Consider the following 24,101-nt stretch of genomic DNA (forward strand, 5'->3'; position numbering starts at 1 on the left):
CCTTCCTTTTAATATGATATAGGTGCATTTTTTATTATATTTATGATTTGTCCTATAGAAATATGAGTTTAAAAAACATATCTAGGGGGATTAACGCATGCTAAGAGCCTTGGTAACGATTTTTGCTGTCTTATTAATAATAGCTATTTTTATTCAGTATGCATTCGGGGGGATTAGCGGGACGATCATCCAAGTGCTGTTATGGGTAACGGTGGCCCTTTATCTCGTATATATTTCTAAGAAAATACGGGATAAGAGAAAATGAATTGAAGAGGCTTGGACAAAACTAAAAGGGTTCATTCATATGCCGAACAATAAAGTTTGAAAAGTATCATTGCAAATGCGAAGCGTAGTCAAAATACGAAAGATTCCTACGGGAACAGCACGTGTCCGAAGACCCCGCAAGAAAGCGTTTTTTGCTTTCTGAGGAGGCTTTAGGCCGTGCCCGTGGAAAGCGAAGTATTTTGACGTAGCGCTTCGTTGTTTCTTCTGTATAGATAAAAATCCGAACTATTCAGATGTCTGAATGAGTTCGGATTTTTCTATTAGTAAAAGACTTCTGTCCCAGACTCTTTGTTTAATGCTTATCAACGGACACATACTTATACGTATAGTCCGGTCCAAATGGATGGACGACATAGTCATGAACGTATGGCTTGGTCAGGAATGCCGAGCCGTTCTGGAACATTGGTGCAAGAGCAGCATCATCCTTCAGCAGGATCTTTTCTGCATTTTGCAGGGCTTTCCAACGGGCATCCAAATCTTTTGTATGCGTCTTCGCGAATTTTATTTTCTCATCGTATTTTTTATCGGAGTATGCCATTTGGTTATGGCCATCCCCAGTCAGGAACATATCAAGGAAGGTCATTGGATCCTGATAATCGGGACCCCAGCCTGCCCAAACGAAGTCATATTTTAAATTTTCCTCCAGGTCAAGCATGACCTTAAATGGCTGTTGCTTGATATTAATAGAAAGACCAGGAAGATTTTTCTCCATTTGGTTCTTAATATAGACTGCCTGGTTTTTATTCTCTGGGCCGTCATAGGAAAGGAATTCAAGATTAACTTTATCGACGCCTAATTCCTTTAAGCCCTTTTCCCAGTATTTCTTCGCTTCTTTTGGATTATAGCCTAACAGATCCCCATTCGCTGCCCGGAAATCTTTACCGGCAGGTCCTTTTGTGAAATTTTTCGGTACAAGGTAATCAGCCGGGACTGACCCATCCTTCATTAGTTTATTAACAAAGGCTTTCTTGTTAAAGGACATAGATAATGCTCTGCGGATATTTTCGTTCTTTAAATACTTATTTTTCTCGTTAAACTTAATATAGTAGACCGATGTACCAAGATATGTTTTGAAATCCTTCTTGTTTTTGTACTTTTCGACCCAATCCCCTTCCAGTGCCACGCGGTCAATCTTACCGGAGTTATACAGGTTAATCCGGGTCGTCAATTCTTTTACTACCTTAACATTGATTTGATCTAGGGAAACGTTTTCTTTGTCCCAATAGTTTGGATTTTTTTTATAGACCCATCCTTTATTATGTTCCCATTTTTCAAGGATGAACGGTCCGTTATAAATCGTTGTATCTGCCTCAAGTCCATATTTCTTTCCTTGCTTTTCCCTATATTCTTTATTTTGCGGGAAGAATGTCGGAAAAGCCATAAGACTTTTAAAATAAGGCACTTCTTTTGTTAATGTCATTTGCAGAGTATGATCATCAACCGCTTTAACACCTAATTTATCCACCTTGCCGTACATTGGACTATCAGGGTCTAAAATTTTATCAGCGTTCAACATACCTAACGTTGCAAATAAGCTCTTATAGGTCGCTTTAGAGTCTTTTGAGATTACCTTGCGCCATGCATAGACAAAGTCATTGGCAGTCACCGGCGTTCCATTGCTCCACTTGGCGTCCTCCCGCAGTTTGAAAGTATAGACCGAGTGGCCGTCCTTTTCCTCTACTTTTGGATCACCCTTCGCTAAGGCAGGAACGAGTTCATCCTTGGCATTCATCGTATAAAGCCCTTCAAACACTGAAGCAAAGACATTAAATGATACTTGGTCATCACCTTCAGTTGTATCCAGTGAAGGGATCTCTTCACTTGAAGCGACATTAAGCACCTGTTTGTAATCCCCATCCTTGCTGCTCCCTGACCTTTCTCCGCTTGAACTGCTTGAACATGCTGATAAAAACAGACTCATGATCAGAACAACAGCAAGCAAAAATGACCATTTTGCTTTTTTTCTCATACAGAAACTAACCTCCCCATGTTTGTTAATTAATTAGCAGAGCGAAACCCTATATCAGACTATACTAAAAATTCCGTCTCCACTTGTCATTATACAAGCTTATACCTTGGACCTTAGCCCTATTTTTTTAGACAAATCCAAAAAATGCATAAGGTTGGTTTTTGCGTCAAACAAAAGAGGACTTTTCGCCCATCCAAAAAATAAAAGGAGCACACCGGCTATGATGCCGTGTACTCCTTCTTATAATTCTTAGTGCTTATCAACCGAAACGTACTTAAATGTATAGTCAGGACCGAACGGATGAACAACGAGATCCTTAACATATGGTTGTGTCAGCTTAGCTGAGCCCGATTGATACATAGGTGCAAGTGCAGCATCATCTTTCAAAAGAATCTTTTCTGCATCCAGCATCGCTTGCCAGCGTGCTTTTAGATCATTAGAATGTTCTTTGGCAAATTTGATTTTCTCATCATACTTTTTGTCAGAATAAGCCATTTGGTTGTTGCCGTTGCCTGTGACGAACATATCAAGGAAGGTCATTGGATCTTGATAGTCAGGGCCCCAGCCAGCAGAAACAAAGTCATATTTCAAGTTATCTTCAAGATCAAGCATGACTTTAAATGGCTGCTGCTTGATAGTTACCTTTAATCCAGGAAGATTCTTTTCCATTTGGTTTTTCATGAAAACAGCTCTGTTCTTGTAGTCAGGACCATCATACGCAAGGAATTCAAGGTCAATTTTATCAACGCCGAGTTCTTTTTTACCTTTTTTCCAATACTCTTTTGCTTTGGCAGGATCATAGCTGATCAAATCGCCATTGGCATCGCGGAAGTCTTTGCCGTCAGGACCTTTTGTAAATCCGCCAGGTACTAAGAAGTCTGCAGCCTTCGAACCATTTTTTAATAGCTTAGTAACGTAGGCATCCTTGTCAAATGACATCGCAATCGCTCTGCGAATGTTCACGTTTTTCAAATATTTATTTTTCTGATTGAACTTGAGATAGTATACTGATGTACCAGGGTATGTTTTGAAGTCTTTTCTATCTTTGTACTTATCAACCCACTCTCCAGTTAAACCAACACGGTCAACCTGGCCTGAGTTATAAAGGTTAATGGTTGTTGTTAATTCCTTAACAACTTTAATATTGACTTGATCTAAAGAAACATTGTCTTTATCCCAATAGTTAGGATTCTTCTTGAATACCCAGCCTTTGTTATGTTCCCATTTATCGAGAACGAATGGACCGTTATAAATGGCGTTATCAACTTCAAGGCCGTATTTCTTGCCTTCTGCTTCCCTGAACTTCTGGTTTTGCGGGAAGAATGTCGGGAATTGCAATAAGCTCTTATAGTATGGCACTTCTTTCGTTAATGTCACTTGCAGGGTGTGATCATCAACAGCTTTGACTCCCAACTTATCGACTTTGCCGTACATTGGATCGTCAGGATTAAGTATTTTATCAGCGTTTAGAATACCCAGAGTCGGGAATAAGTAAGAATAAGGTGCTTTGGAATCCTTTGCGACAACACTGTGCCAAGCATAGACAAAATCATTTGCAGTGACAGGGTCACCATTACTCCACTTGGCATTTTCTCGAAGCTTAAAGGTATAGTTAAAGTTGTCGCCATCCTTCTTGATTTCTGGATCACCTGTTGCAAGTGCCGGGACGATCTCATTCTTTGAATTCATTGTATAAAGGCCTTCATAAATGGCTTGGAAAACGTTGAAAGAAACCTCATCGTCGCCAACCTTTGTATCCAACGTTGGAATTTCTTCACTTTCGGCAAGATTTAACACCTGCTTATAATCTCCATCACTGCCGCCCGACTTGCCATCACTTTTCTTCTTATCACCGCTGCTAGAGCTTGAGCAGGCAGATAAGAACAAACTCATGACAAGCACAACAGCCAGCAGTACTGACCATTTCGCTTTTCCTCTCATTAAAAAATGACCTCCCTTTATGATATGTGTCAGATGAGCTTTATTTATGTTTCTAACTTTGGCAAAGCCCATCTCTAAAATTTATTTTACAAGTATTTTGTGAATATTTCATTACTTATTTTTTTAAAAATTAGAAAATGTAGCATTGGAAGGCTTTTCCGTGTGAAAAATAGGACTTTATAACTATATCATTCATGCTATTTAATTTGTCGAAAAAGACCGTCTTTCGTTAATGAGCAGAAGAAATTTGCCGAAATAACCACATATAAATCTAAGACAAATGTCATAAATAATTAGGCTTAAAAAAAGCTTCCGGGATTAACCGGAAGCTTTGGTGTTTGGCTTTATTTATTTTAACCGTGTTTGTACTCATCATCATGAAGGTGGCAAGCAACCCAGTGGCCTTCTTTTGCCTCTTGCCACTTTGGCGTCACCTGGGCGCAGACATCCATCGCCATTGGGCAGCGTGTTCTAAAGCGACAGCCGCTCGGCGGGTCAATCGGACTTGGCACATCCCCTTCAAGAATAATGCGTTCACGACTGCGTTCGACATTAGGATCCGGTACAGGAATAGCTGACAGCAATGCTTGAGTGTACGGATGAAGCGGTTCATCATACAGTTCATCACTTTCTGAAAGTTCAACCATGTTACCGAGATACATGACACCCACACGATCACTGATGTGTTTTACCATTGATAAGTCGTGGGCGATAAATAAATAAGTTAATCCGCGCTCTTTCTGCAAGTTTTGCAGAAGATTAACAACTTGAGCTTGGATAGATACGTCCAAAGCAGAAATCGGTTCGTCTGCAATGATGAAATCGGGATCGACTGCCAATGCTCTGGCTATACCAATTCTTTGTCTTTGACCGCCGCTAAATTCATGCGGGTAACGGCTCGCATGGTCACGGTTCAATCCAACTGTTTCCAATAATTCAAAGACACGCGCTTGGCGTTCTTTTGAATTTTTTGCAAGACCATGAATATCGATGCCTTCAGCAATAATATCTTTAACTGTCATTCTCGGATTAAGGGATGCATAGGGATCTTGGAATATCATTTGCATCTTTCGAGTCAATTCTTTTTTCTTACTCTTTTCTTTAACTCCATGAACTTCTTTACCACTATAAAGCACTTGGCCGCCAGTCGCACCGTATAAGTCAATAATCGTTCTGCCAGTTGTTGATTTGCCACAGCCCGATTCACCAACGAGTCCTAATGTTTCACCCTTGTAAATCGTAAAGCTGACATCGTCAACTGCTTTTAAAACTTCTTTATGACCAACATTAAAATACTTTTTTAGATTCTTTACTTCAAGCAGTTTCTCTCTTCCTTGGGCTGCTATCATCACTTACTCCCCCCCACACCAATTGTTTCTGGCGGTTCAACCTTTGGCGCTCTTTCATCCAAAAGCCAGCATGCAGATTTTTGCGTATCTGTAAGCTCTGTGTAGTCAGGCATATGTTCGATACAAACCTGCATGGCGTGCGGACAGCGGGGCGCAAATGGACAGCCCTTTGGCGGATTCGACAAGTCTGGCGGTGAACCCGGTATAGCCAGCAATTCTTCACTTTTACCGTGAAGCTTCGGCATGGATGATAATAATCCCCATGTATAAGGATGTTTCGGTTTGTAAAAGACTTCATCAACTGTTCCGGTTTCTATAATTTTTCCTCCATACATAACCGCGACTCTATGTGCCAGGTTAGCAACAACACCGAGATCATGTGTAATTAGGATAATCGACGTGCTCATTTGTTTTTGGAGATCCCTCATAAGATCCAAGATTTGTGCCTGAATGGTCACATCCAAGGCGGTTGTTGGTTCGTCAGCGATCAAGAGCATCGGGTTACATGCCAAAGCGATGGCGATAACGACCCTCTGACGCATGCCTCCTGAGAATTGGTGTGGGTATTGCTTCACACGCTTATCGGGATTCGGAATACCAACAAGATCAAGGAGTTTAACCGTCCGTTCTCTTGCTTCCGAGCGGCTTAACTTTTGGTGTTTTATGAGGCCTTCCATAATTTGTTTGCCGACTGTCATAGTCGGGTTTAAAGAGGTCATCGGGTCTTGGAAAATCATTGAGATATCCTTCCCTCTGACACCCTGCATTTTTCGATCGGATAATTTCGTCAAATCCTTGCCGTTGAATAATATTTCCCCTTGCTTGATGCGTCCGGGCGGGTTAGGAATGAGTCCCATAACGGCTTTGGATGTAACAGACTTACCAGATCCGGATTCACCGACAATAGCCAGTGTCTCACCCTTTTTGACATCTAAGTTAACACCTCTGACAGCCTTAACTTCACCGCCGTATGTGTCAAATGATACATGCAAATCTTTTATCTCTAGTAATTTATCCAAAATTCTCCCCCCTTTTATTTCCGCATCTTAGGATCAAACGCATCGCGCAGACCATCTGCCAGCAAGTTAAAGCTAATCATTAATATACTCAAAATTAATGCCGGGAAAAAGGCCATATACGGGTAAATCTGAATATTTTGGAACCCGTCATTGTTCAAAGATCCTAATGAAGCATTTGGCGGTGCAATCCCCAGACCGATAAAGCTTAAAAATGCTTCGAAGAAAATGGCGCCCGGGATGGTAAACATTGTTGTAATGATAATTTGGCCAAGCACGTTAGGAATTAAGTGTTTCCAAATGATTCTTGAATCTTTACTCCCTAAAGTTCTTGCCGCAAGGACAAATTCCTGGCCTTTCAGCTTAAGTGTCTGCCCCCTGATAATCCGGGCCATCCCTGTCCAGCCCGTAATCATTAGAGCTAATATAATTGACTCCATTCCTGGGTTTAACCAAAGAATGAATAATATCATTAATATTAAATTTGGGATTCCTATTAAAATTTCCATAAATCTTTGCATAACGGTATCGACTCTGCCTCCGTAAAAGGCAGAAATTCCGCCATACGCCACACCGATAATAAAATCACCAAGAGTCGCCACGATAGCGATAATCAGTGATACTTGCGTCCCTTGCCAAACCCTTGTCCATAAGTCCCTTCCAAGGGTATCCGTACCAAACCAGAAATGATCTTTAATTCCTTTCATTTCATAGGCATCTGATCCTGACATGGCATCAACACCGCCAAATCCAAGCCATCCCAGCCCTGTAACCTTCGGAGGGAGATTGGAACGATCCAAGCTTTGGTCATCAAAGCCGTACTTATTTAGATGTGGACCGATGATTGACATAAGGACAATTAATATGATGAATACTAATCCAACGATCGCCGCTTTGTTTTTGCGGAGGCGAAGCCAGGCATCCTTCCAAAAGCCGATAGTCGGCTTGCTAATTTTTTCATTTTGCTCGGAACCGAGAGCGACTGGCTTGAACATATCTTCTGTTATATGATCTTGAGGCATATTCATTAATCCTTACCTCCTGATGCAAGTCTGATTCTTGGATCAATGATCCCGTACAGCAAGTCGACAACTAGGATGATGATCAAGAATAACGCGCTGTATAAAAGAGTTGTTCCCATGATCATCGGGTAATCACGCTTCGATATTGAATCGACAAATTGATCCCCAAGACCTGGTACGGCAAAAATATGCTCGATAACCAGTGTTCCGGTTACAAGGCCAATAACAAGCGGTCCCAAAATCGTAATAACCGGAATAAGCGCGTTACGGATGGCATGCTTAAATACGACCGTAACACTGCTCAATCCCTTTGCCTTGGCCGTCGTCATATAATCCTGTCCTAAAACTTCAAGCATTTCCGTTCTCATGAAACGGGCGATGGTCGCCATGACACCAACCGCCAGTGATATAACGGGCATGACATGGTACAAAGGACCTTCCCAAAACGCTACTGGCAACAATGCCCACTTTACCCCTACAAAATATTGCAGCAGACCGGCAAATACGAAGGATGGAATGGAGATCCCTAAAACCGCAACAATCATAGAGATATAGTCGATATAGGTATTTCTTCTAAGTGCAGCTATAATTCCTAGGAGCAATCCCAATATTGTTCCTACAATGGTAGATTCTATCCCTAATACCGCGGATGGCCCTATTCTCTCTGAAATTAACTTCGTAACAGGTCTTCCATCATAGGTAAAGGATACACCTAAATCACCTTTAAAAATGCCTCCAATATAGTTAATGAACTGTTTGGCAATCGGATCATTTAAATGATACTGATCCTTCAGAATTTCAATCTGCTCATTGGTCAATTTCTCTGAATTGAACGGAGAACCAGGTAATAGTTGCATCAACATGAAGGTTAATGCAGCAATTATGAAAAAGGTTACAATCAAATAACCGATCCGTCCTATTATATACCTGACCATAGTCGACCCTCCCTAAATTCTCAAAAATGTGTTATAAGTCCCATAATTATAAGTTTAAGAGAATAGTTACTTTCTGACAAGTAATATTTACAACTTTCTTACTAGTATACTTTTCAAGACTAGGAAACATGCGAGTTTTCATTAAAAGTCCTGAAAAAAAACCATAAGTGTAAAAAAGAGAGTATATGTCAGGACGACACATACTCTCCTGAAAAACTTGTTTTAGTGTTTGTCGACGGATACGTATTTATATGTGTAATCTGGGCCAAACGGGTGGCGGACATAATCTTTCACGTAAGGTTTTGTCAGATATGCATAACCTTGCTGATACATCGGTGCCAGAGCAGCGTCATCCTTCAGAAGGATTTTCTCAGCATCAAGCATTGCTTTCCAACGAGCTTGTAAATCTCCAGTGTGGGATTTAGCAAACGCAATTTTCTTATCATATTTTTTATTGGAATATGCCATTTGGTTGTTGCCATTTCCTGTGACAAACATATCCAGGAATGTCATTGGATCCTGATAGTCTGGACCCCAGCCTGCTGTAACCATGTCATATTTCAAGTTATCTTCAAGATCAAGCATAACTTTAAATGGCTGTTGTTTGATACTTACTGATAATCCAGGGAGATTTTTCTCCATTTGGTTTTTCATGAAGACGGATCTGTTTTTGCTTTCAGGGCCATCATAAGCTAGAAGCTCGAGGTCAATTTTATCAACACCGAGTTCTTTTTTGCCTTTTTCCCAGAATTCTTTTGCTTTTTTGGGATCATATTTTATTAAATCACCATTGACATCACGGTAATCCTTGCCATCTGGACCTTTGGTAAAATCGCTTGGTACAAGGAAGTTGGCTGGTTTTGAACCGTTTTTCAATAATTTATTCACATAAGCCTTTTTATCAAAAGACATCGCAATCGCTCTGCGAATGTTTTCGTTTTTCAGATACTTGTTCTTTTCATTATATTTGAGATAGTAAACGGAAGTCCCAGGGAAGGTATCAAAATCCTTCTTATTCTTGAACTTGTCTACCCAGTCACCAGTTAAAGCTGTACGGTCAACTTGACCTGAATTATAAAGGTTAATGCGTGTTGTTAATTCTTTAACAACTTTTACATTAATCTTGTCTAAAGAAACGTTTTCTTTGTCCCAGTAGTTAGGATTCTTCTTGTAGACCCATCCTTTATTGTGTTCCCATTTTTCAAGAACGAATGGGCCATTATATACCGCGTTGTCCACTTCAAGTCCGTAGTTTTTGCCTTGCTTTTCTCTAAACTTCTTATCTTGCGGGAAGAAAGTAGGGAATTGCAAAAGACTCTTATAATACGGAACCTTTTTTGTTAATGTCATTTGCAATGTATGATCATCAATGGCTTTGACACCTAGTTTGTCAGTTTTGCCATACATTGGGCTTTTGCTGTCCAAAATTTTATCAGCATTTAAAATACCCAATGTTGGGAATAAGTAAGAATAAGGTGCTTTGGAATCCTTGGCAACAACTTCTCGCCAAGCATAGACAAAGTCATTCGCTGTTACAGGATCGCCATTACTCCATTTGGCATCTTCTTGCAGCTTGAAAGTGTATGTGAAATTGTCGCCGGCCTTCTTAATTTCCGGATCGCCCTTGGCAAGTGCCGGTACAATTTCGTTCTTGCCGTTCATCGTATAGAGACCTTCGAAAACGGTTGCAAAAACATTGAATGATACTTCGTCATCGCCAACAACGGTGTCTAGTGTTGGGATTTCCTCAGTTTCAGCAAGATTCAATACCTGCTTGTAATCCCCACCGCTGCCTGACTTCTTGTCGCCATCTGAACCTTTGCCGCTTGAGCAAGCTGACAAGACAAGGCTCATGACTAATACAACGGCCATAAGGACTGACCATTTGGCTTTTCCTCTCATAATAAAAATGACCTCCCTCAAATGATGTTGATGAAAATTTTGTCGGATGGACTTGATTTATTTTTCTGATTTTATTTATTAGACTAATTAGCCCATCTCTACTGAGTATTATACAAGTATCGTCATAATATTTCATTACATTTTTTTGGGAAGTTTGTGAAAATACCTATTATATTTACGATTCTTTAACATAAAATAGGTCTTTGTACCTATAAAACATGCGCTTATTTCTTACTATATTACTTATTTCGACAAAAGATTCATTTAAACGTAAGAGTAAAGTCGTAGATCATTCATGTTATAATACAGGACATAAGGTGAATAGAGAGGACATCATATATGACCAACAAACTCCGAAACTCACTTCTTAAAACAGCAATAGCCGGAATTATTCTAATGGTTATTGTTATGTTTTTCTTTTACGATGCATTAACAAGGTTAAGTTTTATTAATTCACTTTTTAACACAGGACTAATCTTACTAGTGATTGGCTGCATCATTTTTGTCATTCAAGGCGGTTTTTTCAACGGCTTTGTCTTTGGTTTCAAGAGATTTTTCAATTCGATTTCCAGGAAAGCAAGTTATATTAAAGAAATTGAAGACGATCTTAAAAAAGATAATAAAAAAGAAGAGGAGAATTATATTAAAAAAGAACGATCGCCGTCACAATGGTCTTGTATGATCATCGGCGTGATTTTCCTAATTGTCTCTTTTGTTTTATCCTATTCTTTGTATTAAGGGCTTGCATTTATGGAATGAATTGTATATATTAATTAGATAATATGTTATTCATGCGATGATAAAGAAGAGTACACAATTAGAAGTTCCTAGAGAGTCTGGAATGGTGAAAACCGGACAGCGGAAAGTTGTGGAATGGGCTTTTGAGCACCGAACCGAAAAAAAGTAGGCTTCGGCGTCACATTCGGACGTTATAACGAATGCCGGCAAGATTTTAGCCGGATAAAGTGATTCTAATTAGGAATTATTAGGGTGGCACCGCGGTTCATTCGTCCCTTTCGGAGACGGGTGGGCTTTTTTTGTTGCAAAAAAAAGAGGCGCCCCTCTAGCCAAAATAAAATAGGATGGTGAAACATATGGCAACTATTTTTTCCGGCATTCAGCCGACGAACACACCTACTTTGGGCAATTACCTTGGCGCACTTAAAAATTTCGCGCCGCTGCAGGATGAGAACGATTGTTACTTTTGTATTGTGGATCAACACGCTATCACTGTGCCTCAGGATCGTCTGAAACTTAAACAAAATATTCGCAGTCTGGCGGCATTATACCTTGCTTGCGGCATTGATCCTGAAAAATCAACTTTGTTCATCCAATCGGAGGTTCCGGCACACTCTCAAATGGCATGGATGCTGCAATGTGTCAGTTATATCGGTGAGCTTGAGAGAATGACGCAATTTAAGGACAAGTCAAGAGGCAAAGAGGCCGTCACCGCTGGATTGCTAACCTACCCGCCGCTCATGGCAGCTGACATCCTTCTTTATGGGACGGATATGGTTCCCGTCGGTGATGATCAGAAGCAGCATATGGAATTAACTCGGAATCTTGCTGAACGATTTAATCGAAAATACAATGATATTTTCACTGTCCCTGATGTCTATATCCCGCCGGTCGGCGCGCGCATCATGTCACTCGTTGAACCGACGAAAAAAATGAGCAAATCTGATGAAAATCAAAAAGCAACGATTCTTGTTCTTGACGATGAAAAACAAATTGTTAAAAAGATTAAGAGCGCAACAACGGATTCTGATCAATCAATCCGTTATGATAAGGCAGAAAAACCAGGTGTGTCAAACTTGCTTGACATCTTCTCCCTTTGTTCCGGGAAATCGATAGATCAACTCGTTGCCGAATATGACGGAAAAGGCTATGGCGATTTTAAAGAAGCTGTTGCCGAATCAGTAGTAAAAACATTGAAACCTATTCAAAACACCTATTATGATTTGCTTGAATCTGAAAAACTTGATGACATATTGGATGCCGGTGCTGAAAAGGCTAATCGCGTCGCACAAACAACATTAAAAAAGGCCGAGCGCGCCATGGGCCTCGGCCGGGGAAAAAGATAATAAAAGTCTTTAAAAGCCGCCTAAATTGGCGGTTTTTTTAGTTAATCAGAAAGTATAACTTTCTGACGCACATAAGTGCACTGGCTAAAGACGTAACATCCTGTTACAACGCCAGTACTAGCACGTCCTGTGCGTCGCAACTACGCCTCTGTCTTCGCCAAAGGAACGCCAATCGGCAAGTTTTCTTTATTTTGTTTACTTTGTCGATTTAACTCGTTAAATCGAGTTTCTTCCTATTTAATAGTCTGTATCTTCACAATAATATTGTGTTTATCAAAACCCAATACAAAAGCACAAGCATTGGCGCTTGTGCTTTTTCCTTCTAGTTAACCTTGGTTCCGTGTTCTAATTCCCAAATTTTCTCGAAATAGGGCTGACCCTTTATAATCCGTTCGCACATGTCATAGTGCTTCCTGGACCACCCTTGTTTGATTTCATTAAACAGGGCTTCCCAGGCATCATCAAACATCAGGACCCTGCTTTCCCTGTACTGTTTTGGAAACCATTCGGTGTACCAATAACGCATTTCTTCAAGATTGCCTACACCTTGCAGTTGATCAAGTGCCATGAGTAATAACTGCTTTAACTGTCTTTCTTTTCGTGTTAAGCCCGTCATCCATTCCGGGTCGGGGGACATGATATGATATTCCTTTTTATCCCCGTCCTTTGGCAAGGCATAGCCCAGAATTTCCAAGTTCTCTGCCTTATCTAAAATAAGCTGCTCCTGTCTTGGAATTAATCTGCTTTTTCGAATCGGGATGGTGTAGCCTAATGTATCCACCACCAGATGCCGGTTTCCGTCGGTAGCTATAAAGCAATATTCGATCATTTCTCGCTGGTTGTTCTTCCTTATGTAGCTTTGATTTCGCACATCCTCAAGCAACTGTGGCGGCAAATCCCGTAAATCATTTTCAATATAACGAAACAATGAGGCCTCTACTTTAAGCAGTGGGACTTGATCAAGCAGTTCGATAAAATCATGCTTTCGCCATTCATGAAATTCACAGACATTATAGCCATTTTCTTCACCTTCAAACCAATTGACCCATACATCTCCAATCAGTTCCATGATTTCGTCCCTCACTTCTTTTTTTTCTTTAGAAAACAGTATGGTCAGAGGGGAGACGATTTATTCCAGCTACTCAAGTTTTTTAACAGTAATGGCACATTTTTTACCGTATAAAATGGATGTCGGATTATCTCCGAAACGGGAAATATATACTGACCCAAATAATAGAAATGCCGCTGAAAAACAAATATGTTTCCGGTCTTCCCTTCATAAATAAAAGATACTGCAGGAAGCCATGGCCGGTCGTCATTATATTGAGGTAGGCGATGATCGTGATGCCGCCGGCAACTGCGAAGCCAAATCCTATCATAAATAGAAATAATCTTAACGCTATGATAACCACCGCCCCTAAATAAAACTCTTTCAGGACAACCATTTGCCTGTCCTACTATTATCTATGATGATTTTAAGAGAATTATGCAAAAAAGGGGCCGGGCCCGGGTAGAAATCCCGGGCCTGGCCCCTTTAAAAATATATTATTCCTCGTATTTCTTGAAGATAAGTGTTGCGTTATGTCCGCCAAATCCTAATGAATTGCTCATTGCCACCGCAACGGGCTGCTTTCTGGATTCATTGGTCACATAATCTAAATCACATTCTTCGTCAGGTGTTTCATAGTTGATGGTCGGCGGAACCACCCCGTCAACTATGGACTTAATAGCAAAGATCGACTCAACACCGCCAGACGCGCCAAGCAAATGGCCGGTCATTGATTTGGTCGAGCTCATTGGTACCTTATAGGCATAGTCACCGAATACTGTCCTGACCGCCATTGTTTCATTAACATCATTCATCGGCGTGCTTGTCCCATGTGCATTGATATACCCAATATCTTCAGGTTTCAATTCGGCATCCTTCAAAGCTTGATTCATTGAGCGGACAGCACCATTGCCCCCCGGTTCGACGGCAGTAACGTGGTGAGCATCACCTGTCGCCCCGTAGCCAACGATTTCAGCATAAATTCTGGCTCCACGCTCGAGGGCTGAATCCAGTGATTCAAGAATTAGCAGCCCGGACCCTTCACCCATGACGAATCCGTCACGGTTTTTATCAAAAGGACGGCTCGCTGTTTTAGGATCCGGATTTGTAGACAAAGCCTTCATGGAACTAAATCCTGCAAAGGACATATTGGTCAGCGGGGCCTCAGCGCCGCCTGTGATCATTATGTCATTGTCACCGCGCGCAATCGCTTTAAAAGCATCACCAATAGAGTTTGTACCTGTTGCACAAGCTGTTACCGTACATGAATTAATTCCCTTGGCACCAAGTTGAATCGATACCTGGCCAGAGGCCATATCGGGAATCATCATTGGTACAAAAAATGGGCTAACACGGCGGAATCCTCTTTCCAATGCAATTCTCGTCTGTTGTTCATACGTTTCCATACCGCCGATCCCAGAGCCAATCCAAACCCCGATCCGGTGAGCATTGGTTTCATCAATGGTTAGATCGCTATCCGCAACCGCCATTTTTGCAGCTGCTACCGCATAGTGTGTAAAGCGGTCCATCTTTTTCATTTCTTTTTTGTCTATAAAATCTAATGCATTAAAGTCTTTGACCTCACCGGCCACCTTGGCAGGGAAATCCTCGGGATTCACCCGTGTTACGTTACCAATTCCGGATTTTCCGGCAACCGCATTCTCCCAGGTTGCCGCCACGTCATTTCCGAGGGGCGTAACCGCTCCTAATCCTGTTACGACGACTCGTCTTTTCATCTTCTTCCAACTCTCCTTTGACTATTTTCCCCAGCGCAGGGCTACGGCACCCCAAGTCAATCCGCCGCCGAAGCCGACTAAAACCAGGATATCTCCATCTTCTATTGTGCCATTTTCTACTGAATCTGCCAATGCTAAAGGAATAGATGATGAGGATGTATTTCCATATTTGTGAATCGTTTTAATTAATTTTTCCTCTGGCATCTCCAAGCGTTGCCTGGATGCCTCCATGATGCGGATATTCGCCTGATGTGGAATAAGATAATCAATATCCTCTTTTGACAGACCCGCCTTCTCAACAACATTAACCGCTGATTCCCCCATTTGTCTAACGGCAAACTTATAGACTTCGCGGCCGTTCATGACAAGTAATGGACCATCTTGGTAGAGATGCTTGCCGCCGCTACCATCAGAACCTAACTCGAATGATAGGACACCCTTGCCTTCCGATACAGGTCCCATAACGACTGCCGCAGCCCCATCTCCAAACAGGACAGCTGTACTGCGATCTTCCCAATTCGTGATTTTTGACAGTTTCTCAACTCCAACCACTAGAATATTTTTATGGGATTGACTGTCGATAAATTGCTTGGCGGTAATCATGCCGTACATAAAACCGGCACATGCAGCACTAACATCCATCGCAGCAATGTTTCTTGCACCAAGCCGTTCTTGTATCATACAGGCAACGGAAGGAAACGGCTGATCAGGCGTGACTGTTGCTACCATTATCATATCAAGATCCTCGGCTGTCAGTCCAGCATCATCAAGTGCTCGCTTAGCAGCTTCGTATGCCATATCCGAAGTATCTATATCATCATCGGCAATTCTTCTCTCCTCAATACCCGTTCTCGTTCTAATCCATTCATCGGATGTATCCATCATTTTCTCTAAATCAAAGTTTGTTAAGACACGATCAGGGACAAATTTGCCTATTCCCAATACTCCAGCGCCCATTCATCAAGCTCCTTCCGGTTTTGTTAGTTAATGTTATGACTTGGTACTAATTTTAATATGAAAAAGGTCATTTGTCTATAAAGAAAACTTGCTGATTGGCGAGCCTTTGGCGAAGACAGTGGCGTAGTTGCGACGCACAGGACGTGCTAGTACTGGCGTTGTAACAGGATGTTACGTCTTTAGCCAGTGCCCTTATGTGCGTAAGAAAGTTTATACTTTATTAACTAAATAACCGTCCATTTTAGCTCTTCTTGGGGTCTTTGCCGGGTTAGTAAAACACCAACACATAGTATCCCTCATATTCTATAATACAAGACAATTCATCAAGGAGGGGTCATATTGGCTTCATCGCAGTCTAATGAACAAAATGAGCGTCTTGATCCGTTCACTCAATTGATGTTTGGCCCATCGATGGCACCGCCGTCCCCGCAGCCGCAATCGCAGCAACCTGATAATCAAGAAAAACAATCATCAAATAAAAATAATCAATTCGATCTCGATAAAATAATGAATGGTGCCGACCAGCTTTTTAAAGTGATTGATAAAACAGGGCCTATGCTCAAGCAAATATCACCGCTGCTAAATTTATTTAAAAAGTAGCTCTTAAGCATGTCCGCCCAACGGACATGTTTTTTTTATTTTTTTCATAAAAATTGCACCAGTCGTTCAAGCTATCATAGTGTACAGATTTGACTTTGTTCATACTTGAGAGCGTTATGCTCGAATACATAGAAAAGGAAGCTGCCCATGGGAAAATCGGAAGCATTGTTATGGAGCATCGCCTTCCCCGGTTTTGGACAGTTAATTGACCGCCAATATATTAAAGGTGTTTTATTAGTTATATTGGAGATTGTTATCAATGTCCAGGCTCATTTTAATGATATTATCGTTCTTAGCTTTAACGGCCATATTCATGCTGCGATTGAAGCGGTGAATATCCAGTGGCTGATGTTTTACCCATGTGTTTATTTTTTTTCAATGTGGGATGCGTATAGAAATGCCAAAGGGGAAAAAGATGACGGAGCGTTTTTGCCATTTGTTTTCTCAGCGTACTTTGTGACGCTTGGCCTCATCTTTTCTTCTGAAATAAGGTTGTTTGGCATCCTTTTTGGACCGGTCTTTTTACCGATGGTTTTCTTAATTCCTGGTTTAATCTTTGGTTTAATCATAAAGTTTTTTATGAATAAAAAAAGACAGCCGGCCCCTGACTCTTCCAAGGAATGACTCTCTAATCAGAAGCGGGTGAGTAGTTCAGCAGACGTGCGGCTTTATCATACGGGAAAATTTGATTTAACCCGCCTTCTTTAAGCTTATGGTCCTTGCCGCTTGTTATTTGTATAAGCTGCAAGCCATTGCCTCCTGGAACAAAAGGGGCCTTTAATAATGCCTCAATTGCATCCGTGACATCGATTGTGTCTTTGGCTGCTTCGGCAATATCTTCACTTCGCAACTGCCGTATTTCCGCCATCCTTAGAATGACCGCTTGTTTAATTTTTTGTTTTGATCGATTTTCAATCAACAAATTAATAAAATGCTGCTCAATATCATTTGCAGTATGGCCTCTTACTGTATTTGGCTTAACGGGTGTTTTCTCTGTTATAACACCCGTGCATTGCCCATAAATATCGATATGGGAAAACAAAGTCATACTTTTAAGGCAATCTGTTTTTTGGAAAATACTTTCGGTTATTTTCCGCATGTCGTCCTCAGCTGATTTTATGCAATCCTCATGATCCTTTAATAAATCGAGAAAATACAAATGATCGATACCTGTACTGATATCACTTATAGCATCAAGGTCGCCTTTATGCTGAAATAATGCGTGCCGCCCAAGGAATAATTCATTATCCTCCTCGATTGACCGTTCGGATTGGTTTTTGGCTGAACTTAGCGAAACAACCTGCTTTTCAGTTTCAAGCAATTGTTCACAAAGCTTCAGCCCCAAAGGCGTCAGGCCGCCATAGACCATGACGGTTTCCATATTATCCCCTCTTTTGTTAACATTCATTTTTTGGCTATTTACAGCCACACAGAACTCTTATAATAGCGTATGCACACAAAAAAGGAAACATGAAACCACATGGTTTGTCTTTAACCTCCGCTGACGGAAGGAATCAATCCGACTATATATTGAAGCTTAATAACCTCAAACACCTATCCTTGTCATGAGGTCTTCGATCGCTTGATCAATGGCACCATTTGAATAGACCTGTACCCCTGCCTTATTTCCGATCCGCTTGGGGTCATCCATAGTGATGATCATTTGAATCCCTTTTAATGTCGTGATAAGGTTGTCGTCGTCTGCTGAACGATGAAAGAGGACTTTATTAAAGGCCGCATGTTTGAAGCCTTCTACAAGCAATACATCAACATTGCCGTGATTCTCATAAAACTGGATAAGCTCTGCCAACTGAAAAGGTGTTTTTGATAAATGCGACAGCGTTGCCCCATCAACATACGTGACTGCGTCCGCACCAGCAAACCAATGCTTTCCTGTATCTGTATTTGGATCAGCGAGATGTGTTCCATGATGGCCATGATGCTTAATAACAGCTGCTTTCAGACCAACTTCTTTTAAGCGCTTAACCAAATTTGTGATGAATGTCGTTTTCCCGCTGTTATGATAGCCGGCGAACTGCCATACTTTTAAAGACAAAATTTGTCACTGCCTTCCCCTTGCAACAGTAATACCTTGATGCTTTCACCAGACTTATAGCCCCTTGTACCTCCCGGAAGGATCATCAGTGCATTGCTATCGGCAAGCGATGTCACAACATTTGATTTATCAAGGCCGACCGGTGCGGCATACAAATGGCCGCCCTCTCGTTTGACACGACAGCGGACAAACCTTGTAAAAGGATTAGACTTAGGAAAATCAACCGATAAAACAGCCTCTTCCGATTGGAGAAAACGGTTTGTCACACCTTGCATGGTCTTCAAATAAGGACCTGCAAACAGTTCGAAGCCGACAAAGCACGCTGATGGATTCCCAGACAAACCGAACAGCCATTTTTGCTGATCTTTAAGCTTGGCCACAGTCGTTACGCTGCCGGGTCTCATGCCGACTTTATTAAATAGCACCTCGGCACCAAGCTTTTCATAGATGGCTGGCAAATAGTCAAAATCCCCAACCGATACCCCTCCTGTAGTGATTAAAACGTCGATGGCATCCAGTGCTAGGGATACCCTTTCAAAACTCTGATCAAAATCATCCTTTAGCTGATCAAGATACACGGGGATCGCACCGGTTTGCCTGATTTGGGCGAGAATCATGTGGGCATTGCTGTTTCTTATTTTACCAGGTTCTAATGGCTCGTGGACTTCAAGCAGCTCCGAGCCGGTTGCGATTACGCCGACCACAGGTCTTTTATAAACTTTAACATGGGCATAACCGAATGTTGCGAGGACGGCTTTCACACCCGGTGTTATTTTGCGGCCCTTTTTCAATAGGATTGATCCCGACGCTGTATCTTCACCCTGCCATGAGATATTATCACCGCTTTTGAATGGGCGCTTGATTGCAATCTGCCTGCCTTCGCTGCCATCAATCTCTGATGTCAATTCAAGCATAACCACCGCATCGGCCCCCTTTGGCAATGCGGCACCCGTCATAATCCGAATTGCGCTGCCATTGGTCACTTCTTTTTCGGCGACATCACCCGCTCCAATCGTTTCGATAACTTCAAACAATGCCGGGTTGTCCCGCGAAGCTGCTGCTGTATCCCCTGCTACGATGGCAAAACCGTCGTATGGCGAACGATTGAATGGCGGAACATCATGGTCTGCTACAATATCCTCTGCAAGATACCTCCCATCACTTTCTTCTATACGAATCTCTTCCCCTTCCAAAGCCTTTGCATTAGTTAGGACCCGCTGCACCGCTTCTTCAACAGGGATGGACTTGCGTCTTTCTACCATTCCTTCTCCCCCTATTACCCCATAATATATCATTCATTAGTTATAAAGAAAACTTGCCGATTGGCAAACCTTTGGTGAAGACAGAGGCGTAGTTGCACTTATGTGCGTCAGAAAGTTATACTTTCTGATTAACCAAGGAAAAAGCACCCCTGTTAAGGGATGCCTGATTATAAATCAAGAAATGCCTAGAGCGATTTTTGCATAGCGTGACATACGATCTTTGGACCATGGCGGGCTCCAGACAATGTTAACCTCAACATCATTCACTTCATCAATAACGGACAACGCTCTCTTAACTTCATGCTGGATCGTCGCTGCCAATGGGCACCCCATTGCCGTCAGCGTCATGGTGACAAGAACATCACCTTTATCATCCATTTCGACGCCGTAGACGAGACCTAAATTTACAATGTCTATCCCTAATTCAGGATCGATAACTTCTTCTAGCGCTTCCATCAATTGATCATTCATTTCACTTTGGGACACGAAAATCATCCCCTTTCTAATAGTCTTTGACACAAGTATAGTATAAACACGTGTCTTTTACCATTATTCGGCCATATTTATTGTCGCCAAAGGGGCATTGCGTACTAACGGCGCTCATTTCCTGCCTGCGCCATTGTGTCCAAAGAAGGCGGATGATCCTGGCGTGACAGCGGAAAGGCGAGCTTTTGAATGGATTGATTGACTTCATCAAGTTTACCTTCGATTCGATGAAGAAGATAAAGCGTAACAACGATTGGAAAGCCAACATCTTTTACCATCGCTAACCATTCACCCATCGTTATCCTCCTTTTTTTAAGGGGTCTGACCCCGAGGGGTCAGACCCCTCTTTTTTTACAACGTCAGCTCGGTGACATTGCGTTCAATGATCCTTGCGCCCTTGCTTTTAACAAGTCCGCCTCCAGCAGATGTGTAGACATCCTCCGCTAAGACTGCGTCAATTGCAGCTTTAACTGTTGCGGGATCATAAGGCTCGACTGGATGATCGAGAGATATGCGGACTGTGCCGCCTTCCTCATTTTCAAAGATTAATTCAATTGTTTTCATCTAATAGTTCCTCCCTTCTGCTTATTTTTCCATGTCATTACTCGGCAGAGATCATGATTGAGTTATCTCGTTCCACCGATTCAAGTGGGTACTGCTGGAGCGGTGCTAAAGCATTAGCAACATTAAATAACTGATCATATGTTGCCAGCGTTTTGATGTTACGGAAGCTCTTACGTTTGTATACCGGCTTCCCGTCTTCGTTAACACCCGCATCAAGTGTGAGAATCAAGGCTGAATTAACAACTGTTCCGCTTGCCAATCGAATCACCTCCTTCCTTTTGCATTATAAATAGACAAAAGGTACCTAAAATGGTGAGGTGATTTTAAAAAAGTATAAAAAAACCTTAACCCCTGTTAAGTGGATTAAGGCTTAGTGGATATTTAACTGTCAAAGATAACGATGTGTCCAATCAACCATTGCTAAGAGACCCTGCCTTGATACCTTATGACCTGCATTTTCATCGCTTATAAAGAGCAAATCATCACCATCATCATCGCGAGTATAATCCGGTTTTACCTTTTCATAAAATTCCCGTGCGCTTGCATAGGGGACGACCGGATCTTTTTGCCCATGCCAGAACATGAGCGGGCGCCGGCCAAGCCTGTCAGGGTGGGCACCAAGATCATAATCATCTAATGCCGACATCATTTCACTCAACTCTTCCACAGAATACGGGAGATCAAATCCTTGTTTTTTAAAATAACCTAATTGGCCCTCGGCGAATTTTTTAAAATAGGGGTTGCCCATCAAAGAAACGCCTGTTTTTATCCATTTAAAGGCAGAAAGTGAACCCAAAGTAATGACACCGCCCATAGATGTCCCGGCAAGTCCAATACGGCGGTCTTTGATCAGTCCCCTTTCATCGGTCTTTTCTTTGATTAGCCTTGTTTCTTCAATCGATTTGATCACGACTTCCCAGAATCCGACCTGCCTTTTCTTTTCATCAAGTTCATCTGCACGCTCGCCATGCCCGCATGCATCCGGAAGCATTACCCGATAGCCTTCTTCAGCTAAAAGGTAAGCATAATGGAGATTATGCTCCTTCGCACTTGTCCAGCCGTGCCAGAAAATAACTAATGGCAGAGGTTTTCCATTTTTCCCTTGCCCTTCGATCCATAGCATTGGAACTCCGGCAAATGTTTTACGATCCACTAATATCATTGTTTATCATCCTTTTATACAAAACCTTAACTTCAGCTCAACTTTAGCTTATCACCCTTCCCTTATCATATAATTGTTAAGCGAAAATATAAATCATAACGTTCTGTTATTCTTGTATGGTAAAATGGGCATACATTAAACTACCAATGATTCCCTAGATGCTGAAAGGAAGGATCCCATATGAAAAGACATTTAATCGCAGTTGATCTAGACGGAACACTCTTAACAGATAATAAAACGATTCTTAAGCGAACTAAATCAGCTTTAATGAAAGCAATGGAAAAAGGGCACCATGTGGTGATCTCAACCGGCCGTCCATACAGAGCGAGCAAATCCTATTATCATGAACTTGGGCTAAAAACACCGATTGTCAATTTCAATGGCGCCTATGTTCATCACCCAAGAAATCCAGACTGGGGCGTCTATCATACACCGCTTGAATTGGATACAGCAAGAGCCTTAATTAAGACTTGCGAAAACTACGACTTAGCAAACATTATGGTTGAGGTAAAGGATGATGTGTACATAAGAAATCCCGAGCCGGAAACACTGGAGGCTTTTAACGCCGGTGATCCAAAAGTCATTACTGGCGATGTCAATAACACCTTGCAGGACAACCCAACATGCGTCCTTATTCAGCCTCATAAACAGCATGTTGTGAGCCTAATTAAAGATCTTGAAAAACACCATGCCGATGCTGTCCAACAAAGGTCATGGGGTGAGCCTTGGAATATTATCGAGGTCATTCGTCCGGGTATTAATAAAGCTGTTGGGCTCCGGCGTGTTGCAGCGGATTTGGACATTCCTGCGGAACACATCATTGCTTTTGGTGATGAAGATAATGACATTGATATGCTGCAATATGCCGGACAAGGCATTGCCATGGGTAATGCTATGGATGATATCAAAAAGGCAGCCGATAAAGTGACCGCTACAAATGAAGAGGATGGCATTGCCCAATACCTCGAAAATGAATTAGCTCTGGTCTGATATTTGAATAAAAATACTTCTCTTTTGTGTACATTAAGCGTAAAGGAGATGGTTAGATGCCTAAACAACATACTGAAAAAGAACGCAAACCGCTGGATGGCAAAAAGCAGAGTGAGCGCAAGGCAAGAGAACAGAAAAAGGCAAGCCGTGGCGGCGTGTGATTTGAGGGTCTGACCCCGAGGTCAGACCCTAGCTATTTTCAACGAGCGTTCTTTCTAGTAATATTAATACATACACGATTTGTGATGACCGAATTAATAGGAGTGACCCCCCGAGATGAATGTTTATCAGGTTAAAGAGGATGCATCTGATCATTTAAAACAAAAGATTGCCGAGTTATTCATGCAGCAGATTTCCGTCTCCGATGATGAGGAATCACTTGCAAGAACTTTAGAAGCCATAAATATGACATTAAGAACAACAGGATCAAGATTGGTTATAGCTGAGGAGAATGAAGAGATTCTCGGTATTGCCTACCTAAACATTGGCATTAGCCTGCGTGTCGGCGGCAGCTATCTTTGGCTTAACGAACTTTATGTCCACAATGGCTATCGTAATAAAGGAATCGGTAAAAAAATGCTTTTGCACATTATTCATATGGCAGAGACAGAAGGAATCAAGGCAATCGAGCTTGAAACCGGCGTGAATAATTCTGTAACAAAACATATGTATAATTCACTTGGTTTCTATGAAATTGTCTCCAAAAGATACGGCTTCAGTTTCTAAAAAAGCTAAGC

26 protein-coding genes and 1 other annotated feature are annotated in these 24,101 nt (G+C 41.7%); of the genes, 7 read left to right on the plus strand and 19 right to left on the minus strand.

From position 1 onward, the window contains the following. Window positions 1-97 precede the first annotated feature (97 nt). Window positions 98-265, plus strand: coding sequence for a hypothetical protein (locus EV207_RS22975; RefSeq protein ID WP_165886864.1), 168 nt, complete (start codon window positions 98-100; stop codon window positions 263-265). Window positions 266-577: 312 nt separating this feature from the next. Here the strand turns inward: EV207_RS22975 and EV207_RS07575 are convergent, their stop codons facing one another. The 7 genes from EV207_RS07575 to EV207_RS07605 form a co-directional block, all read right to left on the minus strand. Then, the gene (locus EV207_RS07575) at window positions 578-2,254 is read right to left on the minus strand and encodes a peptide ABC transporter substrate-binding protein (RefSeq protein ID WP_165886865.1); all 1,677 of its coding nucleotides are present in this window, start codon (window positions 2,252-2,254) and stop codon (window positions 578-580) included. Window positions 2,255-2,503: 249 nt separating this feature from the next. Then, window positions 2,504-4,195, minus strand: coding sequence for a peptide ABC transporter substrate-binding protein (locus EV207_RS07580; RefSeq protein WP_132745307.1), 1,692 nt, complete (start codon window positions 4,193-4,195; stop codon window positions 2,504-2,506). Window positions 4,196-4,548: 353 nt separating this feature from the next. Next, window positions 4,549-5,544, minus strand: a complete 996-nt coding sequence (locus EV207_RS07585) for an ABC transporter ATP-binding protein (RefSeq protein WP_132745309.1) — start codon at window positions 5,542-5,544, stop codon at window positions 4,549-4,551. Beyond that, complete coding sequence (locus tag EV207_RS07590) at window positions 5,544-6,563, minus strand: ABC transporter ATP-binding protein (RefSeq protein ID WP_132745311.1); 1,020 nt, start codon at window positions 6,561-6,563, stop codon at window positions 5,544-5,546. Before EV207_RS07590 ends, EV207_RS07585 begins: the two co-directional genes overlap by 1 nt. A 14-nt stretch (window positions 6,564-6,577) precedes the next feature. Then, window positions 6,578-7,588, minus strand: a complete 1,011-nt coding sequence (opp3C, locus tag EV207_RS07595) for an oligopeptide ABC transporter permease (RefSeq protein ID WP_424511355.1) — start codon at window positions 7,586-7,588, stop codon at window positions 6,578-6,580. Beyond that, window positions 7,588-8,517, minus strand: a complete 930-nt coding sequence (locus tag EV207_RS07600) for an ABC transporter permease (RefSeq protein WP_132745313.1) — start codon at window positions 8,515-8,517, stop codon at window positions 7,588-7,590. Before EV207_RS07600 ends, opp3C begins: the two co-directional genes overlap by 1 nt. Before the next feature lie 222 nt (window positions 8,518-8,739). Beyond that, window positions 8,740-10,419: a peptide ABC transporter substrate-binding protein gene (locus EV207_RS07605; protein ID WP_132745315.1), complete on the minus strand. Its 1,680-nt coding sequence runs from the start codon at window positions 10,417-10,419 to the stop codon at window positions 8,740-8,742. A 339-nt stretch (window positions 10,420-10,758) separates the two neighbouring features. Here EV207_RS07605 and EV207_RS07610 point away from each other — a divergent pair, with 339 nt between their 5' ends. Both EV207_RS07610 and trpS read left to right on the plus strand, forming a co-directional pair. Beyond that, window positions 10,759-11,157, plus strand: coding sequence for a DUF3899 domain-containing protein (locus EV207_RS07610; RefSeq protein WP_132745317.1), 399 nt, complete (start codon window positions 10,759-10,761; stop codon window positions 11,155-11,157). A gap of 49 nt (window positions 11,158-11,206) precedes the next feature. Then, window positions 11,207-11,437: a binding site (T-box leader), on the plus strand. Between the two features lie 76 nt (window positions 11,438-11,513). Beyond that, a complete protein-coding gene (gene trpS / locus EV207_RS07615) occupies window positions 11,514-12,503 on the plus strand; it encodes a tryptophan--tRNA ligase (protein WP_132745319.1) in 990 nt (329 codons plus the stop codon). 322 nt (window positions 12,504-12,825) lie between these two features. Here the strand turns inward: trpS and EV207_RS07620 are convergent, their stop codons facing one another. The 4 genes from EV207_RS07620 to EV207_RS07635 all read right to left on the minus strand — a co-directional run bounded on the left by EV207_RS07620 (window position 12,826) and on the right by EV207_RS07635 (window position 16,244). Next, on the minus strand, window positions 12,826-13,572 hold the full coding sequence (locus EV207_RS07620) for a YjbA family protein (protein ID WP_132745321.1): 747 nt from the start codon (window positions 13,570-13,572) through the stop codon (window positions 12,826-12,828). A gap of 127 nt (window positions 13,573-13,699) precedes the next feature. Continuing rightward, window positions 13,700-13,948 carry a YuzI family membrane protein gene (locus EV207_RS07625; protein WP_243646988.1) on the minus strand — a complete coding sequence of 83 codons (249 nt, stop codon included), beginning with the start codon at window positions 13,946-13,948 and terminating at the stop codon, window positions 13,700-13,702. Window positions 13,949-14,048: 100 nt separating this feature from the next. Further along, window positions 14,049-15,287 carry a beta-ketoacyl-ACP synthase II gene (fabF, locus tag EV207_RS07630; RefSeq protein WP_132745323.1) on the minus strand — a complete coding sequence of 413 codons (1,239 nt, stop codon included), beginning with the start codon at window positions 15,285-15,287 and terminating at the stop codon, window positions 14,049-14,051. A 21-nt stretch (window positions 15,288-15,308) separates the two neighbouring features. Continuing rightward, on the minus strand, window positions 15,309-16,244 hold the full coding sequence (locus EV207_RS07635; RefSeq protein WP_132745325.1) for a beta-ketoacyl-ACP synthase III: 936 nt from the start codon (window positions 16,242-16,244) through the stop codon (window positions 15,309-15,311). Between the two features lie 339 nt (window positions 16,245-16,583). Between EV207_RS07635 and EV207_RS07640 the strand changes: the two genes are divergently transcribed. After that, complete coding sequence (locus EV207_RS07640) at window positions 16,584-16,844, plus strand: YppG family protein (RefSeq protein ID WP_132745327.1); 261 nt, start codon at window positions 16,584-16,586, stop codon at window positions 16,842-16,844. Window positions 16,845-16,991: 147 nt separating this feature from the next. Further along, on the plus strand, window positions 16,992-17,468 hold the full coding sequence (locus tag EV207_RS07645) for a hypothetical protein (RefSeq protein WP_132745329.1): 477 nt from the start codon (window positions 16,992-16,994) through the stop codon (window positions 17,466-17,468). A gap of 4 nt (window positions 17,469-17,472) precedes the next feature. Here the strand turns inward: EV207_RS07645 and EV207_RS07650 are convergent, their stop codons facing one another. From EV207_RS07650 to EV207_RS07685, 8 genes are all read right to left on the minus strand, one after another. Then, window positions 17,473-18,225 carry a hypothetical protein gene (locus EV207_RS07650; protein WP_132745331.1) on the minus strand — a complete coding sequence of 251 codons (753 nt, stop codon included), beginning with the start codon at window positions 18,223-18,225 and terminating at the stop codon, window positions 17,473-17,475. 165 nt (window positions 18,226-18,390) lie between these two features. Further along, window positions 18,391-18,900, minus strand: coding sequence for a molybdopterin-guanine dinucleotide biosynthesis protein B (mobB, locus tag EV207_RS07655; RefSeq protein WP_165886866.1), 510 nt, complete (start codon window positions 18,898-18,900; stop codon window positions 18,391-18,393). Beyond that, window positions 18,891-20,162 carry a molybdopterin molybdotransferase MoeA gene (locus EV207_RS07660; protein WP_132745335.1) on the minus strand — a complete coding sequence of 424 codons (1,272 nt, stop codon included), beginning with the start codon at window positions 20,160-20,162 and terminating at the stop codon, window positions 18,891-18,893. The genes mobB and EV207_RS07660 overlap by 10 nt, the downstream gene beginning before the upstream one ends. A gap of 174 nt (window positions 20,163-20,336) precedes the next feature. Next, window positions 20,337-20,633, minus strand: a complete 297-nt coding sequence (locus EV207_RS07665) for a metal-sulfur cluster assembly factor (RefSeq protein ID WP_243646991.1) — start codon at window positions 20,631-20,633, stop codon at window positions 20,337-20,339. Between the two features lie 119 nt (window positions 20,634-20,752). Further along, complete coding sequence (locus EV207_RS07670) at window positions 20,753-20,944, minus strand: YvrJ family protein (protein ID WP_132745339.1); 192 nt, start codon at window positions 20,942-20,944, stop codon at window positions 20,753-20,755. Between the two features lie 55 nt (window positions 20,945-20,999). Next, window positions 21,000-21,212, minus strand: coding sequence for a DUF2922 domain-containing protein (locus EV207_RS07675; RefSeq protein ID WP_132745341.1), 213 nt, complete (start codon window positions 21,210-21,212; stop codon window positions 21,000-21,002). Window positions 21,213-21,249: 37 nt separating this feature from the next. Continuing rightward, window positions 21,250-21,471: a DUF1659 domain-containing protein gene (locus EV207_RS07680; protein WP_132745343.1), complete on the minus strand. Its 222-nt coding sequence runs from the start codon at window positions 21,469-21,471 to the stop codon at window positions 21,250-21,252. A 129-nt stretch (window positions 21,472-21,600) separates the two neighbouring features. After that, complete coding sequence (locus EV207_RS07685) at window positions 21,601-22,374, minus strand: serine aminopeptidase domain-containing protein (protein WP_132745345.1); 774 nt, start codon at window positions 22,372-22,374, stop codon at window positions 21,601-21,603. Between the two features lie 180 nt (window positions 22,375-22,554). Here EV207_RS07685 and EV207_RS07690 point away from each other — a divergent pair, with 180 nt between their 5' ends. After that, window positions 22,555-23,364, plus strand: a complete 810-nt coding sequence (locus EV207_RS07690; RefSeq protein WP_132745347.1) for a Cof-type HAD-IIB family hydrolase — start codon at window positions 22,555-22,557, stop codon at window positions 23,362-23,364. 276 nt (window positions 23,365-23,640) lie between these two features. Further along, window positions 23,641-24,090: a GNAT family N-acetyltransferase gene (locus tag EV207_RS07695; protein ID WP_132745349.1), complete on the plus strand. Its 450-nt coding sequence runs from the start codon at window positions 23,641-23,643 to the stop codon at window positions 24,088-24,090. Window positions 24,091-24,101 lie beyond the last annotated feature (11 nt).

Origin of the sequence: Scopulibacillus darangshiensis, assembly GCF_004341035.1 — a bacterium.
Taxonomy (GTDB): Bacteria; Bacillota; Bacilli; order Bacillales; family Sporolactobacillaceae; genus Scopulibacillus; species Scopulibacillus darangshiensis.

Bases quoted from the DNA above. Each gene is read 5' to 3' on its own strand.
- EV207_RS22975 (WP_165886864.1), top strand. From the start codon at position 98: ATGCTAAGAGCCTTGGTAACGATTTTTGCTGTCTTATTAATAATAGCT.
- EV207_RS07575 (WP_165886865.1), bottom strand. From the start codon at position 2,254: ATGAGAAAAAAAGCAAAATGGTCATTTTTGCTTGCTGTTGTTCTGATC.
- EV207_RS07580 (WP_132745307.1), bottom strand. From the start codon at position 4,195: ATGAGAGGAAAAGCGAAATGGTCAGTACTGCTGGCTGTTGTGCTTGTC.
- EV207_RS07585 (WP_132745309.1), bottom strand. From the start codon at position 5,544: ATGATAGCAGCCCAAGGAAGAGAGAAACTGCTTGAAGTAAAGAATCTA.
- opp3C (WP_424511355.1), bottom strand. From the start codon at position 7,588: ATGAATATGCCTCAAGATCATATAACAGAAGATATGTTCAAGCCAGTC.
- EV207_RS07600 (WP_132745313.1), bottom strand. From the start codon at position 8,517: ATGGTCAGGTATATAATAGGACGGATCGGTTATTTGATTGTAACCTTT.
- EV207_RS07605 (WP_132745315.1), bottom strand. From the start codon at position 10,419: ATGAGAGGAAAAGCCAAATGGTCAGTCCTTATGGCCGTTGTATTAGTC.
- EV207_RS07610 (WP_132745317.1), top strand. From the start codon at position 10,759: ATGACCAACAAACTCCGAAACTCACTTCTTAAAACAGCAATAGCCGGA.
- trpS (WP_132745319.1), top strand. From the start codon at position 11,514: ATGGCAACTATTTTTTCCGGCATTCAGCCGACGAACACACCTACTTTG.
- EV207_RS07620 (WP_132745321.1), bottom strand. From the start codon at position 13,572: ATGGAACTGATTGGAGATGTATGGGTCAATTGGTTTGAAGGTGAAGAA.
- EV207_RS07625 (WP_243646988.1), bottom strand. From the start codon at position 13,948: ATGGTTGTCCTGAAAGAGTTTTATTTAGGGGCGGTGGTTATCATAGCG.
- fabF (WP_132745323.1), bottom strand. From the start codon at position 15,287: ATGAAAAGACGAGTCGTCGTAACAGGATTAGGAGCGGTTACGCCCCTC.
- EV207_RS07635 (WP_132745325.1), bottom strand. From the start codon at position 16,244: ATGGGCGCTGGAGTATTGGGAATAGGCAAATTTGTCCCTGATCGTGTC.
- EV207_RS07645 (WP_132745329.1), top strand. From the start codon at position 16,992: ATGGGAAAATCGGAAGCATTGTTATGGAGCATCGCCTTCCCCGGTTTT.
- EV207_RS07650 (WP_132745331.1), bottom strand. From the start codon at position 18,225: ATGGAAACCGTCATGGTCTATGGCGGCCTGACGCCTTTGGGGCTGAAG.
- EV207_RS07660 (WP_132745335.1), bottom strand. From the start codon at position 20,162: ATGGTAGAAAGACGCAAGTCCATCCCTGTTGAAGAAGCGGTGCAGCGG.
- EV207_RS07665 (WP_243646991.1), bottom strand. From the start codon at position 20,633: ATGAATGATCAATTGATGGAAGCGCTAGAAGAAGTTATCGATCCTGAA.
- EV207_RS07670 (WP_132745339.1), bottom strand. From the start codon at position 20,944: ATGGGTGAATGGTTAGCGATGGTAAAAGATGTTGGCTTTCCAATCGTT.
- EV207_RS07675 (WP_132745341.1), bottom strand. From the start codon at position 21,212: ATGAAAACAATTGAATTAATCTTTGAAAATGAGGAAGGCGGCACAGTC.
- EV207_RS07685 (WP_132745345.1), bottom strand. From the start codon at position 22,374: ATGATATTAGTGGATCGTAAAACATTTGCCGGAGTTCCAATGCTATGG.
- EV207_RS07690 (WP_132745347.1), top strand. From the start codon at position 22,555: ATGAAAAGACATTTAATCGCAGTTGATCTAGACGGAACACTCTTAACA.
- EV207_RS07695 (WP_132745349.1), top strand. From the start codon at position 23,641: ATGAATGTTTATCAGGTTAAAGAGGATGCATCTGATCATTTAAAACAA.